The sequence below is a fragment of the Synechococcus sp. OH20 genome, assembly GCF_047502685.1.
Classification (GTDB): Bacteria; Cyanobacteriota; Cyanobacteriia; order Thermostichales; family Thermostichaceae; genus Thermostichus.
On the sequence record NZ_JANSIQ010000016.1, the window covers coordinates 37976 to 52222 of the forward strand.

Here is a 14247-nt window from a genome sequence, read left to right on the forward strand (position 1 = left end):
GCCGGGGGTGTTCGCGCTAGCGGCGCGGAGCGCTTGGGTCGTCACTCAGGGAGAGGGGCCGGGGGTGAGGGGTACCAGGGCAGATTGAGAGCTAAGGCAGCGCTCTAGCCGGCCAGGGCCAAGCGGGCGCCGTATTCTGCTGCCGACCAGAGTTTCCAGGCAGAGTTGCCCTGTAGCTCCAAGACAAGGTCGTGGTAGGCCAGGAGAGTGGGGCGGTGGCCGACGCTGACGTAGGTGGTGTTGAGGTGTTGCAGTTGCAGGTAGAGCAGCTTTTCGTTGGCTACATCTAGAGCGCTGGTGGCCTCGTCCAAAATGGCGTAGCGGGGCTGAGTAATCAAAATGCGGGCAAAGGCCAGGCGCTGCTGTTCCCCCAAAGAGAGGGTGCTAGCCCAATCTTTCTCCACGTCAAAGCCGCCCACCCGCTCCGGCAAATCGGCTAGGTTCACCTGGGCCAAAACCCGGATGAGATCTGCATCGCTGAGATCCCGGCGACGACCTGGATAGAGGAGTTGATCCCGTAGGGATCCCAGTAGCATGTAGGGCTTTTGCGGCAGGAAGAGCATCTCGGTGGTGTCGGGGCGGGCGATGGATCCCTGGCCGTTGTTCCACAGGCCGGCAATGGCCCGCAGCAGGGAGCTCTTGCCGCTGCCGCTGGCCCCCACAATGAGCAGCCGTTGGCCTGCCTCTAAACTCAGAGACAGATCCCGCACCAGGGTTCGTTCCGAGTTTGGTGTTAGCAAAGTAACCTGCTGCAGCGCCAGTTGGGGAGCGATGCGAGTTTGGATGGTGCTCTCCCGGTCGCGGGTGTGGCGCAGGGCCGGATTCTCCAACGTTTCGTAAAAGGACCCTAGACGGTTGATCCCGGCGGCAAAGCTGGAGATGCTTTGGATCTGGTTGGCCACAATTGAAAGGGCACTCAGCACCTGGCTAAAGGCAATGGTGGCTTGGGTAATGGTGCCAAAATCCCGTACGCCGCTAAAGTAAAGAGGGGCCACAATTACGTAGGGCACAATGCGCGTGAAGTAGTTATAGGCATACTGAAAAATGTCAATAATAGCCTGCCAAATGATTAACAAGTCAAAGTTGCGCAGGGCAGCGGCAAAGCGATTCAAGATCTGCCTCAGCTCTAGGTCTTCTCCCTGGTAAAAGGCGATGGACTCAGCGTTGTCCCGCACGTGGACTAGGCTGTAGCGAAAATCGGCCTCGTAGCGCAGTTGATCGAAGTTAATTTTAATTAGCTTGCGTCCAGCCACAATGGCAATGGCGGTGCCAATGGTAGCATAGATAACCAATCCCACCGCCAAGGGGCGGGAGATGCTGTAGAGGATGCCGGTAAAGGCGTAGAGGGTGAGGATCGAGTCGAGAATATCCAGCAAAAAAGAAAGGGTAGTGCCGGTAAAGGAGCGAACGTCTTCGGAGATGCGCTGGTCGGGGTTGTCGATTTCGGTGTTGGCGGCGTTGGAATCCAGCTCGTAGTAGGACCGCTGCTCGAAGTAGCGATCCAGAAAGTGGTCGGTCAGCCATTCCCGCCAAAACAGCCCCAGCTTCAGCCGTGTATACCGATAGATCACCAAAATGGGAATGGCCGAGATGATCAACACCCCGTAGATGATTAAAAACTGCCAGAAGGTGTTCTCTTCTTTTTGTTGTAGGGCGGTGTCGATAAACCGAAAGATAAAGCTGATCATCACGTTTAATCGGTTTACCGTTAAAGATAGAAACAGCAAAAAGGTCAACAACAGCCATTGCAGCCAGCGCCGCTGAATCTGGCGCCACACCAGCCCAAAGGCCAGGCTGCTCAGAGCCAAGCTGGCTGCGGCCACCCAAAGCAGCGGCGAGGCCAAGTTTCTCTCCGTTTGCGCCACCAGCCCGGCTGCTACATTGGTAAAAAACTCTGGGAACAGGGCCTGACCAACCAAGGTCACCCCAATCTCCACAAAGAACATCAAGGCAACCACAAACACCATGGCCGCTGCCAGCAAGCCAAAGAAAATCCAGCCCCCGTAGCGCACCCGCGGATAAAAGTAGGGCTGAGCTACCGTGATAAAGCGGTCCCAAAGTTTGCGGTCGAAATTAAATTGAGCGGCTTGGGATTCCATGTTTGTGGTCGTGGTCAAGAGCGTGGGATCGACATCTTCCAGGCTAGCAGGCCAGGGATCCCTTCTCGGTCCACCAGGAGCAAATCCCTTCGCCTCTAAGGAAGAGCCCCGCTGCTCATGCTGAGCCAGTGCTGGTAGGGCTTATGTCCAGCTCCTGCGCGGCAGCCTACTTTTGCCCAAAGCTTCTGTTTTCAGTCGGGATCCCCTTGCAGCCGCTTTTGCCACGCCGCTTGGGCCGCCAGCCACACCGTCTGGACCGGCACGCGGAACTCTTGGGCGCAGGCCACACAGTCGCGGAACTCCGGCTGGGCGTTGACAAGGCGGCCATGGTGATGGGCCACCTTGATGTCCACCAGGCCGTAGGGGGTTTCCACCCGCTCGATCCGCCGCTCCAGGACGGTGCGCTGCTGCTGGGAGTGGCGGATGCCCAGGGTAGTGGTTTCCCGGAAGATGAGCTCCTGGCACTCCGGCACCCGATCCGGCGGGCAGATTACCGTCAACAACACCCCTGGTCGCCCCCGCTTCATGGTGATGGGCTGGGTAAACACGTCCCAGGCGCCAAGGGCCAGCAACTGCTCGCAGGTATAGGCAATCACTTGGGGGTTGAGGTCGTCAATCTGAGTTTGCAGCACCGAGACGATCTCGGTTGGCTCTTCCCCCTGGGACTGGCCAATCCAAAGACGAAACACGTTGGGAATGGGCAGCTCGCGGCTGCCGGCCCCGCGCCCCACTTTTTCCAGCCGCAGCGGTGGACAGGGCCCAAACGCTTCTGCCAGCGCCACCGCCAAGGCTGCGCCGGTGGGGGTAACCAGCTCGGCTTCCACGCCGTTGCTAAACACCGGCACCCGCCCCATCTCCCACAGCTCGATCACCGCCGGCACGGGCACCGCTAGTTGGCCGTGTTCGGTGCTCACCCAGCCGCCGCCAATGGGGTGAGGAGAGGAGATCACCCGCTCCACCTGCAGCCAATCCAGGCCGATACAGGTGCCGACGATATCCACCAGGGCATCGACGGCCCCTACCTCGTGGAAATGCACTGTTTCCAGGGGCACCTGATGGACTTTTGCCTCTGCTTGCGCCAGCTTCTCAAAAACTTTGAGGCTGCGGGCCTTGACCGCGGGAGCCAACCGGGATCCGGCAATCAAAGCCTGGATTTCCTTCCAAGGGCGGGCGGGCGGGGATCCGTCCAACACTTCTACCACCGCCTGTAGGGCAGGCTGGCCACACCGCTGCACCCGCTTCGCCTGCAGGCTGTATTCCCCCTCGATGCCCAGCGCCTGGAGCTGCTGCTTGAGATACTCCAAGGGCACCCCACAATCCAGCAGCGCCCCCAGACACATGTCGCCGGCAATGCCCGCCGCACAGTCGAAGTAAGCTATTCTCATGCCAGAGAACTGGGGGTGACAGCTATTGTAGGCAGCAACTGGCCTGGTCCGGTGATGGGAGAGGAATTAGGCTTCCCCAGAGTCTGAAGATTGAGAAGATTGGGCAGCAGATTCCCGCCAGTGTTGGATGACGTTGCCCAAATTGCGCCGAAACTCTCCAATTCCCAAGAGGGATCCGGGGTTGGGATCCCAGGAAGCCGAGAACACGCCGTAGCTGATGCCCAAAAAGCCAAGGCCAAACAAGGTTAGCGACTCCACCAAGGTGAAGTAAGGGGGCAAAGCCACCACATGGTTGGTTAAGAGGTAGTAATTGATGAAAAAGCTGCTCAGGCCCAGCCCAGAGGGGATCCCGGAAAACACCAGGATCCGCCGCACCATCCGCCGGCTGACCTCAGGAGGGATCGCAGCAACAGGTTCCTGCTTAGGCGGCTTCTTCTCGACCTCAGCAGAGGTAGAACTGGGGCGACGGCGGACGGCTTTGGAATGGCGGCTGGATTTGGCCACAAAGACAGCTCTCCGATAGCGTTTTGGATGGGTACCTACTTTTTCACCCGGATGTTCAGCCGTTCGGCCAGCTCCCGGAAGCGGTCAGGAGAATGCTTAGCGATGTAGTTGAGCAGCCGCTTGCGCCGACCGATCAGCATCAGCAAGCCGCGGCGGGAGTTGAAATCTTTCGGGTTTTTCTGGAGGTGCTGCGAGAGTTGGTTGATGCGGCTGGTGAGCAGAGCCACCTGAACATCGGCAGAACCGGTGTCGGTGTCGTGAAGTCGATAGCTCTCGATGATCTGCTGCTTCTCTTGTTGCAATAAGGCCATAAGATCAAAGGACTGGATGCACTGCTTCAAAATAATAACATCGACCTTTTGTCCCTTGCTATTGCCGGGGATGATCGTGGAGACAAGGGGAGCATGACACCAACCTCTGGAAATCCTCCGGCACTGCCGGCTTTGCTGGAACTGCTGAATTCACAAGACCTGGGAGATCGGCTGCGCGCCGTCAACAAGGCCAGAGAACTGCCTGGGCCAGAAGCCTTGACGCTGTTGCAGCAAGCCATAGCCGACGAGAATGCCCGCGTCCGCTATGCCGCCATCAGCCAGGTGGGCACCCTATCTGGTGTCGAGCCTGCCCCCCTTTTGCCCATTTTGCAGCGCTCTTTGCGAGAAGATCCGGAGTTCGATGTGCGGGCTGCTGCTGCCGCTGCCCTGGGGGATCTGAAGCAGCCGCAGGCCCTGGACGATCTTCTGGGGGCTTATCGGCGGGAAACAGAGTGGCTGGTGCGATTCAGCGTCGTCGCCGCCCTGGGGGAGCTGGGCAACCCTGCCGCCTTCGACACCCTGGTGGAAGCTTTGCAAGCAGGAGATGATCTGCTGACAACAGCCGCTGCCGCCGCCCTGGGGGATCTGGGGGATCCGCGAGCCATCCCCCATCTAGAGCCCCTCATCGATTCAGACGATTGGCAGTTGCGCTACCGCGTCTGCATTGCCCTGTCCAAGCTGGGCACCGAAGCCGCCCGCCCCGGCCTAACCCGGCTGGCCCAGGATCCCCAAGAGCAGGTGGCCGCCCACGCCCGCGCCGCCCTGGAATCCCTGTAGATCTCCGGCCAACCTGCCCTAGCTCATGGCGTTGATGATGTAATCAAAGTAGGGAGCGGCCTCGGCGGCGGAGTCCGGATCCAACAGGCTGAGGGCTGCTTCCTTCAAAAAGACCATCGCGTCGATCATGCCGGCGATGGGCACGTTGAGGGCGTTGTACATTTCCCGCACCCCTATCAGGCCGATGGACTCAATCGGCTCTTTGCTGCCGGCAATAATGCCATAGGTCACCAGACGCAGGTACCAGTCGTAATCTCGCAAACATTGGTTGTAGCGCTTGTCACCGTAAGCATTGCCGCCGGGTTGCACATATTCCGGCCGCTTGGCAAATAGCCGCTTTTGGGCCTCGTCGATGATGCGCTTTTTATTTTCTGTTAGCACCTGAGCGATTTGCAGACGCCTCTCGCCCGTAGTCATGTAGTTTCTGATGGCTTCCAGTTCGCTGACTGAGAGGTAACGCAGTTGGTCATCCGCGGTCTCGATGATCTGGTTGATCACGCTCACGGTAGGGATTCTCCTGTTTTGTAACGCTCTTTCAATTCACTTAATCAAGCCAGCCCAGCAACCCATCCCCCTAGCCAAAGGTTGGCCCAGAAGATGAGAAGACAACTTAGCAAGCTAACTGCTCCCAGTTTAGGATAGGACAGACCTTCCCTCAAGCACCTGGCCCAGCCGGCAGACCGGCTCTAAATCCGGCCTCGCAGCCATTGGGCCATCTCGTTGGGACGTGGGGCGGCCTCCAGACACACCTCTGCGGTAATCCGCCCCTCTTGGTAAAGCTTAAACAGAGACTGATTCATGGTACACATGCCCTCGTAGGAGCCATCGGCGATCAGCTCCTCAATTTCGTCCACCGCTCCCCGCTTGATGTAGTCGCGGATGGCATCGGTGTTGCGCATGATCTCATGAGCCGCTGCCCGCTTGCCATCAGTGGTGCGCACCAGCGTTTGGGCAATAATTGCTACTAGAGTCTCCGCCAGTTGCAGGCGCATTGGCTCCTGCTCCTCCGGCCTGTAGATCCCCAAGAGACGCTCGATGGTGCGGACGGCGCTGTTGGTGTGCAGGGTTCCGAAGACCAAGTGGCCTGTCTGGCCGGCCTTCAGAGCTGTATCCACCGTTTCCCGATCCCGCATCTCCCCAATCAGGATGATGTCTGGATCTTCCCGCAGCGAGGCTTTCAAGGCATTGGCAAACTCCAGGGTGTGGATGCCGACCTCCCGCTGCCGCACCATCGATTTCTTGCTCTGGTGGACGAACTCGATGGGATCTTCAATAGAAATGATGTGCTTGGGAAAATTGGAGTTGACGTAGTCCACCATCGCCGCCAGAGTCGTGGACTTACCGGAGCCGGTGGGGCCGGTCACCAAAACCAAGCCTTTGTGCTCTTCGGCAATGCGCTTCAACACCTCAGGCGCCCGCAACTGTTCCAGCGTCAAGATCTTGAGCGGGATCAGACGCATCACCATGGCCGGGCCGAGCAGAGAAACAAAACAGTTGACCCGACAACGCACCAAACCCTCGTACTGGATGGCGGTATCCAGCTCCAAACATTCTTCAAACTGACGAATTTGATTCTCCGGCAAGCTTTCCCGCAGCCAGCCATAAAACATCTCGGTGGTGGTGACCGGGTAGTTGCTCAAGACCATTTGCCCCCGATCCCGGAAACGAGGCACTTCCCCCACCCCCAGGTGAATATCGGAGTAGCCCTTGTCGTAGGCTTCCTGTACCAGTTGGCGCAGCGTCGGGCCAGCGGGGGCAGACTTAGGAGCAGCAGAGGCCACCGGGATCCGCCCGGCAGCCGTGGGGCGAGCTGGGGGCACAAAAGGCGGAGCAGCCGGACTGGGAGGCGACGCCGGAGGCCGACCCGCAGCGGCAGGAGGAGTGGGCAGAGGCATCTGCGGGGGAGTGGCAGGGCCGGGCATGGGCACCGGTGTCTGCGGGGGAGCGGCAGCCACGCCCGGCGGGATGGGCCGGCCTAGGATGGGCTTGGGCGCACTGGGGGCAGGGCGCGATCCAGTTCCTTGCGGGAGGGGAGCAGCCGCACCCAGTATCGGATCCAACTGCGTTGGGGGCTCCACCTTGGGCGTCTGAGCAGCCGCACGCGGAGGGCGCTGGGCAACAGGCGGGGTCGGCGGCTTCCAACCGGAGTCTAAGTCGGTGGGAAATTGATTTTCGGGGCTGACCTCGCTCATAACAGGCCTCGCTTCTGGCAGGATCTGCGTCGATTTTAAGCTAGTATTCCCAGCCTGAGCAGAGGATTAGCTTTCTTGCCGGCAAAGCTCCGCGGGATCCTTAAAAGTTGGACGGGTGGCGAATGAGGCTCAAGAACTCCTCCCGCGTGCGGGGATCCTCCTGGAACACCCCCACCATCGAGCTGGTGACCGTCCAAGAGCCGGGCTTTTGCACCCCCCGCATCACCATGCACATGTGGGTAGCCTCGATAACCACCCCCACCCCATAGGGATCCAGCATGGTCATCAAGGCTTCCGCGATCTGGCGGGTAAGACGCTCCTGAACCTGCAGGCGGCGGGAGTACATCTCGACAATGCGGGCAATCTTGCTCAGGCCAACCACTTTTTGGCGGGGGATGTAAGCCACATGGGCCTTGCCGATAAAGGGCAACAGATGGTGCTCACAGAGGCTAAATAGGGTTACGTCCCGCAGCAGCACCATCTCGTCGTGGCCCTCGTCGAAGATGGCGCCGTTGATGAGATCTTCCAGGGACTGCTGATAGCCGCTGGTCAAAAACTTCAGCGCGGCCACCACTCGCTCCGGGGTTTTCTTGAGACCCTCCCGCTGGGGATCTTCCCCAATTCCCCGCAGCAACGTCTCCACTGCGGCCACCATCGCCGGATCCAGGCTTTCTGAGCCCCTGGGCTCTTGCTCTGCCGAGTGGGACAGATCGCGAATAACCCGAGACTTGAGGTTGGCTTTGTCGTTGAGTCGCAATTCGGCACCGGATCCAGGCTTGGCAAGAGTCATAGCAGGATATTCCTTTGGTTGAACGAAGGGTTGAAGGAACTTGTCGAGGGAGACAGGGCCGGGAAACCCTCAAAACTGGGCTAGCAAGGCCACCCCAGGAAGGGCCAGCCTAAAAGGCCCCCGCCGCCGGCATGAGGGTGAGATCTTCCACCACAGCACCCCTGGGCAGGCGAACGAGATAAGCAATCAAGTCCGCCACCCACTCCGGCGAGAGCATTTTGGAACGGTCGAAATCCACCTGAACCGTATCCGTATCCCAGAGAGGCGTATCCACCGCTCCGGGACAGAGGCTGGTTACCCGGATGCCGTGCTGTCGTTCTTCTTCGGCCAAGGCCTGAGAAAAGCCCAGCAGGCCGAACTTGCTGGCGCAGTAGGCTCCCCAATTAGGAAAGGCTCGCTTGCCCGCAATCGAGACGACGTTGACAATCACGCCGAAGCGCTGCCGGCGCATCGCCGGCAGGACGGCTTGGGCGCAGAGAAAAGCTGCCGTCAGGTTCAAGTCAATCACCCGCTGCCAATCCGATAAAGCTACGTTGGCCAAGGGACCAACGTAGGCCACGCCCGCATTATTCACCAAGACATCGCAACCGCCAAATCGATCCAAAAGAGCTTGCAACTGCTGCGGTAGAGCGGGCAAGTCGGCCAAGTCGATGGGAAAAACCTCCGCCTTTCCTCCTTTTGCCTGGATCTCCGCCTGCACGGCCAGCAAATCGGGATGGGAACGGGCCACCAAAGCAACCGCTATCCCTTCCTCGGCAAGTCTCAGAGCTACCGCTTTGCCGATCCCTCGACTGGCCCCTGTGATCAAGGCACGTTCGGGAAACTGGGGCTCAAAACTCATCCACAATAAGACTCTAGGATGCGCTGTCAAGAACAAGCGCCACCAGAGACCGGTAAACTTCGTTAACTGAGTTTAACACTGATTCCCGCCTACCACTCGAATCAAACGGGAAAGGCTGGGATTGATCCTATCCCTGCCGCCATCCATCTGCCCTGAGTCGGGCCGGGCAGGACTTAAGGTATGGTAGTCTGGTGAAAAATAGTGAAAATCTTTTGCAACAACTGTCATGACTGAGTTCTTGGTTTCCTCAACGTCCACTGCTGCCCGGGCGGATTCTCCCTACATTCTTCAGGTTGAGGGCATTAGCAAGAGGTTTCCTGGCCAGCGGCAGTTGGTTTTGCAGGAAGTGGCGTTTCGTCTGCCCCAGGGAGACATCTTGGGGATTGTGGGCCCGTCGGGCTGCGGGAAAACCACCTTATTGCGCACCATTGCCGGCTTTGAGCAGCCGGATGGCGGGCGGATCCTGCTGGGGGGGCGAGTGGTGGCCGGGGAGGGGCAATGGATCCCACCGGAGCAGCGGGGGGTGGGGCTGGTGTTTCAGGATTTTGCCCTGTTTCCCCACTTGGACGTGCTGGCCAATGTGATGTTTGGACTCCGGCCCGCCACCCTATTTGCGTCGGCAGGGGGGGGCGGCAATCGCTCCTCCTCACCTGAGTTGCGAGGCGCTGCCCAACAGGCGCGGGAACGGGCTTACGAGGTCTTGCGGTTGGTGGGTCTAGAGGACTACGCCCATCGTTATCCGCACGAGCTTTCCGGCGGGCAACAGCAGCGGGTGGCCCTGGCTCGGGCTTTGGCCCCCAGGCCCAGCCTGATCCTTTTGGATGAGCCGCTCAGCAATCTGGATGTGCAGGTGCGCTACTATCTGCGGGAGGAAATCCGCAAAATCCTCAAGCAAACCCAGACCTCGGCCATTTTCGTCACCCACGACCAGGAAGAGGCCCTCTGCCTTTCCGATTGGGTGGCGGTGATGCGGGAAGGGCGTATTGAGCAATGGGGATCCCCGGAGGAAGTCTATCGAGAGCCGGCCACCCGCTTTGTGGCCGAGTTTATTACCCAAGCCAACTTTCTTCGCTGTGAGCGGCGGGAGTTCGGTTGGCAGGCTGAAGAGCTGTCGCACATCCCCTTTCAGGCTTTGGGAGATCAGCGCGACCCCAGCTTGCGCTGCGCAGAGCTGATGATTCGGCAGGAGGAGTTGCATTTGCATCCTGACCCTCAGGGCGGCCTTGTCATCCGGGATCGACAGTTTTTGGGACGAGAGTATCGCTATTGCTTGATCGCAGAGTCTGGCAAAGAATTGCACGCCTTGGCGCGGGAAGCGCTGCCTGTGGGCACGCGAGTTCGAATTGCCATCGGGCAAGGTCGTCTGTTTCCCATTGCTGGGCCTGAGGGATCCCCGCTACAAAAACAAACCTGACCCAAAAGCCGCCCTTTTGCCCGACGTTCTCCCGGAGGCATGACCCAGGCGCTCCCTATCTGGCAGCAAACTGGGTAGGCTGTTGATGGAGGGGCAGTGGCAATCTATGCAGGGATCCCGCATCATTGCCGGCACAGTGGAGGAGCGAACCGCGTTGGCGGAGTTCCGCGTCGGTGTGGATGCGGTCATTTTTTCCATCGATACCGAGCAGAATCGCCTTCTGGTGCTGCTGGTGCGGCGGCGGGAGGATCCCTTCCGCGGTTGCTGGGCTCTGCCAGGAACGCTGGTGCGACGCTCAGAATCCCTAGAGGCAGCGGCCTACCGCATCTTGGCAGAGAAAATTCGTGTTAAAAATCTCTACCTGGAGCAGCTCTACACCTTCGCTGGGCCAGAACGGGATCCCCGCGAGGCCGAGGATGCCTGTGGGCTACGCTACCTGTCGGTCAGCTACTTTGCTCTGGTGCGATTCCAGGATGCTCAACTGCTGGCAGACGGAGTGGAGGGCATTGCCTGGTATCCCGCTGACCAGATTCCCCCTTTGGCCTTTGACCACGAAGCAATTTGCCGCTACGCTCGCCGTCGCCTCTGCGCCAAGTTAGAGTACAGCCCGATTGCTTTCGATATTTTGCCCGCCACCTTCACGCTGGGGGAGGTCTATCAGCTTTACGGCACCGTTTTGGGCGAGGGGTTCTCCGATTACTCCAATTTTCGCGCCCGCTTGCTAAAACTGGGCATTTTGCGGGATACCGGCCAGAAAAGCACCCAGGGAACAGGCAGACCGGCAACTCTTTACCGTTTTGATGCAGCCGCTTTCGAGAAAATCCGGCACAAGCCGATGGTATTCGTTTGAGGTCTGCTGGAGGGATCCAGCCAGATTTGGTGGGTACAGATTCGCTTCTATACTAAAGGGGGTTCTGTACATGACTACCCGGACAAAGGCTTATGCCGAGATAATGTGCAACTTCGCTCCCATAAAGTCGGAAAAAGCTGTGGTTCAGGGTATCGATAACTAGCATGCGGCAGGAGTATCTTGACAGCTTTTGGCATGACGCAGCACTCTTGGTCGTTTTGCATCTGGAGTCAGCAGACCGTATTGGTTGCCCCATCCGTCGTAGCCATCGCGTACCTGGCGCGCGAACACATCAAGGCGCGGCCCTTCAAAATATTCCGCAATACGCTTGTAGAAGGAATCCGGTTTGGCGCTATGAGTTGTCGGAGTTTCTGTAAAGCAGGTCTGCATCTTACCAAAATGTTTTCGATCAAACACAGCCTTGCCCTTATATCCGAATAGAACGTGCTCAGTGGTAACTTGGTAAGGTCCAAATGGACATGGGCCAGTACGCTTATTCCATGTGATCATTGTATAGAAGGTGAATCCCCACGCTTCCATTAAGTCGAACGCTATCTTCAGGATGGGCTCTCCGGTGCTGCGATCCTTGCTATTGGTTGCCCACAACCACAAGAAGCTCTGCTCTTCCGCCCACAGGTTGATGGGTAACTTCATCAATTCTTCCTTGCTCATTGTGGGATAGTCCAGAGTTGTGGTTTGATTGGGACGAGCCTTGCGTTTGCCGGTTTTGCCTTGGTTCCAAGGTGGATCAACGACAAGAACTCGGTAGCGCTTATCCAGGTTCGTTGCGATGACTGAGGGATCGTCCATGGTGTGCGGGATCCCAGTTTTCTCGCCTGGCGCGCGGGCAGGTATCTGGTCTGGCGTTTTATCCAAAGAGCGCGGTGGGTTTTTTGTCATGCTATGGCTTCCGTGGGACTGGTGCAGATGAGGCACACGCCCTCGGCTTTGGGGATAAGCGTGTGGACACGGCAATTATCCTCGCTCGGGCCTCATCACAGCCTCACCGCTAAAGCGATGATAGAGCCTGTAGAAGCCCGTTTCAGCCCCAGCCAGATACTTTGCGATGCCGTTGGTGTGGGCCATGTTCCCAGAGGCACCCTCTGCAAGGGGGTAGGCCGTGGTGGAAGCAGGCGGCAGCAGCCAGAGAGCTGTGCTAAGATTAGGAACCATGGTAGGTATTGTTTCAGGAGTTCTCCAAGCATGTCTGCAGCAATAGATATCGCTGATGCCACCTTCGAAGAAGAGGTGCTTCGCAGCGATATTCCGGTCTTGGTCGATTTTTGGGCACCTTGGTGTGGCCCCTGCCGCATGGTGGCTCCTGTGGTTCAGGAGATAGCTGAGCAGTATGCCGGCAAAGTTAAGGTTGTAAAGATCAATACTGATGAGAATCCTCAAACTGCCAGTCAGTACGGTATTCGCAGCATTCCCACTCTGATGTTGTTCAAAGGCGGCCAAAAGGTGGATGTGGTGGTCGGTGCTGTGCCCAAGGCAACTCTGACCACAATTTTGGAAAAGCACTTCGACACAGAAGATAAGCTGGGTAGCTCCGTACTTTAGTGCGCGACCAAGTTGCTGTGCTACGCTCTGCTCGTCTGCTGTGGTGAAAAACTCGCAAGGCCGATGAGCAAAGGCGCCAGTAGGCAGGACTTCAAGGCTTTGTCTTGGCGTTTATGGGTTCACCTCTGGGCGGTGTAGGAAATCTCCTGACTACCGCTACGCAGAGGTGGGCCGATGCCTGGGCGAAGCAGCCGGGACAGGAGCCCAGATGTTTCGGAATGTAACTTTTGAGGTCTGGATGGGAACTTGGTTGATATTTTGTGCCGAGAACTCATTAGAGTGAATCTTAGAGAGCTTTGGATCCCAGCTTGACCGATTCAGTTTCTTCTCTTCTGCGAGAGGTTTTTTCCAGCGCTGAGACCCGCCTAAAGCAGTTGGAACATCACCCCAACCGGACAGCGTGGCTGCGGATTTTGCAGTCTTTGCAGCGCATGGGATCCCTGGAGCTAAGCCGCTTGGATGCCAAAATCTTGGCGGCCACTCTTGAGGACTTGGAACAGGGGTTTGCTGCCTTTCAAAACTATGTCCATCAGCGCAAGATCACCGTTTTCGGCTCGGCACGGCTGGGGCCGGAAAGTCCCGAATATCGTCAGGCCCAGTTGTTTGCCCACTGCATCAGCCAGCGGGGGTTCATGGTGCTGACGGGGGGCGGGGGCGGTATCATGGAAGCCGGCAATCGAGGGGCAGGGCTGGAAAACTCATTTGGGCTCAACATCCAGCTTCCCTTCGAGCAGATGGCCAATCCCGTCATTGCTGCCAGTGATCGGGTCATCAACTTCAAGTATTTCTTTTCTCGCAAGCTCTTCTTTGTCAAAGAAACCGACGCGCTGGTGCTTTTCCCTGGCGGCTTTGGCACCCAGGATGAGGCCTTTGAATGCTTAACCCTGATGCAAACCGGCAAAACCAAGCTCATGCCCTTGGTGCTGGTGGACAGAACAGGTGGCTGCTACTGGAAGGAATGGGATGAGTACGTGCGGGAGCACTTGCTTGGCCGCGGCCTAATCAGCCCAGAAGATCTTTTCCTCTACACCTTAACTGATGATGTGGGAGATGCCTGCCAGCAGATTGTCGATTTTTATCGCGTCTTTCACAGCAATCGCTACGTGCGGGAGCTTTTGGTCTTGCGCCTGAACACCAAACTCTCGCCCCAAGCTCTGGATACCTTGAATGAAGAGTTTGCCGACATTCTCGATGGGGGCCGGATCGAGCAAACCGAGGCCCTGCCGGAAGAAGCTGAGGAAGATATTGCCCATCTGCCGCGGCTGGTGATGCACTTTAACCAGCGTAACTTTGGACGGCTGTGGCAAATGGTGCGCCGGATCAACACGCTTCATCCAGGACAGCCGGATCCTCTGCAAATGCGCCCCGACCAAAAGTAGGTGCTGCCCTCACCCCCAGCCCCTCTCCCTGAGGGAGGATCCCTCACCCCCAGCCTCTCTCCCTGAGGGAGGATCCCTCACCCCCAGCCCCTCTCCCTGAGGGAGGATCCCTCACCCCCAGCCCCTCTCCCTGAGGGAGGATCCC

13 protein-coding genes and 1 pseudogene are annotated in these 14247 nt (G+C 58.2%); 5 read left to right on the forward strand and 9 right to left on the reverse strand.

The genetic code is table 11. From position 1 onward, the window contains the following. Nucleotides 1-104: 104 nt before the first annotated feature. The 4 genes and pseudogenes from NW826_RS04170 to rpsO all read right to left on the reverse strand — a co-directional run bounded on the left by NW826_RS04170 (nucleotide 105) and on the right by rpsO (nucleotide 4299). Entirely contained in the window at nucleotides 105-2099 is a 1995-nt protein-coding gene (locus NW826_RS04170; RefSeq protein WP_414509516.1) for an ABC transporter ATP-binding protein/permease, read from the reverse strand. A 191-nt stretch (nucleotides 2100-2290) separates the two neighbouring features. Further along, nucleotides 2291-3484 (reverse strand): nickel pincer cofactor biosynthesis protein LarC, encoded by a 1194-nt coding sequence (gene larC, locus NW826_RS04175; protein ID WP_414509511.1) that lies wholly within the window; start codon nucleotides 3482-3484, stop codon nucleotides 2291-2293. A 66-nt stretch (nucleotides 3485-3550) separates the two neighbouring features. Continuing rightward, nucleotides 3551-4006 (reverse strand): annotated as a pseudogene (locus NW826_RS04180) (photosystem II biosynthesis protein); the annotation flags it as partial. A 17-nt stretch (nucleotides 4007-4023) separates the two neighbouring features. Next, nucleotides 4024-4299 (reverse strand): 30S ribosomal protein S15, encoded by a 276-nt coding sequence (rpsO, locus tag NW826_RS04185; protein ID WP_414509512.1) that lies wholly within the window; start codon nucleotides 4297-4299, stop codon nucleotides 4024-4026. 93 nt (nucleotides 4300-4392) lie between these two features. On the opposite strand from rpsO, the gene NW826_RS04190 reads away from it, so the two are divergent. After that, nucleotides 4393-5076 carry a HEAT repeat domain-containing protein gene (locus tag NW826_RS04190; protein ID WP_414509513.1) on the forward strand — a complete coding sequence of 228 codons (684 nt, stop codon included), beginning with the start codon at nucleotides 4393-4395 and terminating at the stop codon, nucleotides 5074-5076. Nucleotides 5077-5094: 18 nt separating this feature from the next. On the opposite strand, the gene apcD is transcribed toward NW826_RS04190, so the two are convergent. The 4 genes from apcD to NW826_RS04210 form a co-directional block, all read right to left on the reverse strand. Then, nucleotides 5095-5580: an allophycocyanin subunit alpha-B gene (gene apcD, locus NW826_RS04195; RefSeq protein WP_414335004.1), complete on the reverse strand. Its 486-nt coding sequence runs from the start codon at nucleotides 5578-5580 to the stop codon at nucleotides 5095-5097. A 182-nt stretch (nucleotides 5581-5762) separates the two neighbouring features. Then, a complete protein-coding gene (locus NW826_RS04200) occupies nucleotides 5763-6998 on the reverse strand; it encodes a type IV pilus twitching motility protein PilT (protein WP_414509517.1) in 1236 nt (411 codons plus the stop codon). Nucleotides 6999-7368: 370 nt separating this feature from the next. Beyond that, nucleotides 7369-8058, reverse strand: coding sequence for a GTP cyclohydrolase I FolE (folE, locus tag NW826_RS04205; protein ID WP_414335003.1), 690 nt, complete (start codon nucleotides 8056-8058; stop codon nucleotides 7369-7371). A gap of 109 nt (nucleotides 8059-8167) precedes the next feature. Next, complete coding sequence (locus NW826_RS04210) at nucleotides 8168-8899, reverse strand: SDR family oxidoreductase (protein WP_414337664.1); 732 nt, start codon at nucleotides 8897-8899, stop codon at nucleotides 8168-8170. A 226-nt stretch (nucleotides 8900-9125) separates the two neighbouring features. Between NW826_RS04210 and NW826_RS04215 the strand changes: the two genes are divergently transcribed. Beyond that, entirely contained in the window at nucleotides 9126-10313 is a 1188-nt protein-coding gene (locus tag NW826_RS04215; RefSeq protein WP_414337661.1) for an ABC transporter ATP-binding protein, read from the forward strand. A gap of 106 nt (nucleotides 10314-10419) precedes the next feature. Continuing rightward, nucleotides 10420-11163 (forward strand): NUDIX hydrolase, encoded by a 744-nt coding sequence (locus NW826_RS04220; RefSeq protein ID WP_414335009.1) that lies wholly within the window; start codon nucleotides 10420-10422, stop codon nucleotides 11161-11163. Nucleotides 11164-11322: 159 nt separating this feature from the next. Here the strand turns inward: NW826_RS04220 and NW826_RS04225 are convergent, their stop codons facing one another. Further along, on the reverse strand, nucleotides 11323-12063 hold the full coding sequence (locus tag NW826_RS04225) for an MT-A70 family methyltransferase (protein ID WP_414509514.1): 741 nt from the start codon (nucleotides 12061-12063) through the stop codon (nucleotides 11323-11325). A gap of 303 nt (nucleotides 12064-12366) precedes the next feature. Here NW826_RS04225 and trxA point away from each other — a divergent pair, with 303 nt between their 5' ends. Together trxA and NW826_RS04235 are read left to right on the forward strand one after the other, a co-directional pair. After that, a complete protein-coding gene (gene trxA, locus NW826_RS04230) occupies nucleotides 12367-12723 on the forward strand; it encodes a thioredoxin (RefSeq protein ID WP_414334999.1) in 357 nt (118 codons plus the stop codon). Between the two features lie 308 nt (nucleotides 12724-13031). Next, the gene (locus NW826_RS04235; protein ID WP_414334998.1) at nucleotides 13032-14102 is read left to right on the forward strand and encodes an LOG family protein; all 1071 of its coding nucleotides are present in this window, start codon (nucleotides 13032-13034) and stop codon (nucleotides 14100-14102) included. Nucleotides 14103-14247: the final 145 nt, after the last annotated feature.

Bases quoted from the DNA above. Each gene is read 5' to 3' on its own strand.
- NW826_RS04170 (WP_414509516.1), bottom strand. From the start codon at position 2,099: ATGGAATCCCAAGCCGCTCAATTTAATTTCGACCGCAAACTTTGGGAC.
- larC (WP_414509511.1), bottom strand. From the start codon at position 3,484: ATGAGAATAGCTTACTTCGACTGTGCGGCGGGCATTGCCGGCGACATG.
- rpsO (WP_414509512.1), bottom strand. From the start codon at position 4,299: ATGGCCTTATTGCAACAAGAGAAGCAGCAGATCATCGAGAGCTATCGA.
- NW826_RS04190 (WP_414509513.1), top strand. From the start codon at position 4,393: ATGACACCAACCTCTGGAAATCCTCCGGCACTGCCGGCTTTGCTGGAA.
- NW826_RS04200 (WP_414509517.1), bottom strand. From the start codon at position 6,998: ATGCCCGGCCCTGCCACTCCCCCGCAGATGCCTCTGCCCACTCCTCCT.
- folE (WP_414335003.1), bottom strand. From the start codon at position 8,058: ATGACTCTTGCCAAGCCTGGATCCGGTGCCGAATTGCGACTCAACGAC.
- NW826_RS04210 (WP_414337664.1), bottom strand. From the start codon at position 8,899: ATGAGTTTTGAGCCCCAGTTTCCCGAACGTGCCTTGATCACAGGGGCC.
- NW826_RS04215 (WP_414337661.1), top strand. From the start codon at position 9,126: ATGACTGAGTTCTTGGTTTCCTCAACGTCCACTGCTGCCCGGGCGGAT.
- NW826_RS04220 (WP_414335009.1), top strand. From the start codon at position 10,420: ATGCAGGGATCCCGCATCATTGCCGGCACAGTGGAGGAGCGAACCGCG.
- NW826_RS04225 (WP_414509514.1), bottom strand. From the start codon at position 12,063: ATGACAAAAAACCCACCGCGCTCTTTGGATAAAACGCCAGACCAGATA.
- trxA (WP_414334999.1), top strand. From the start codon at position 12,367: ATGTCTGCAGCAATAGATATCGCTGATGCCACCTTCGAAGAAGAGGTG.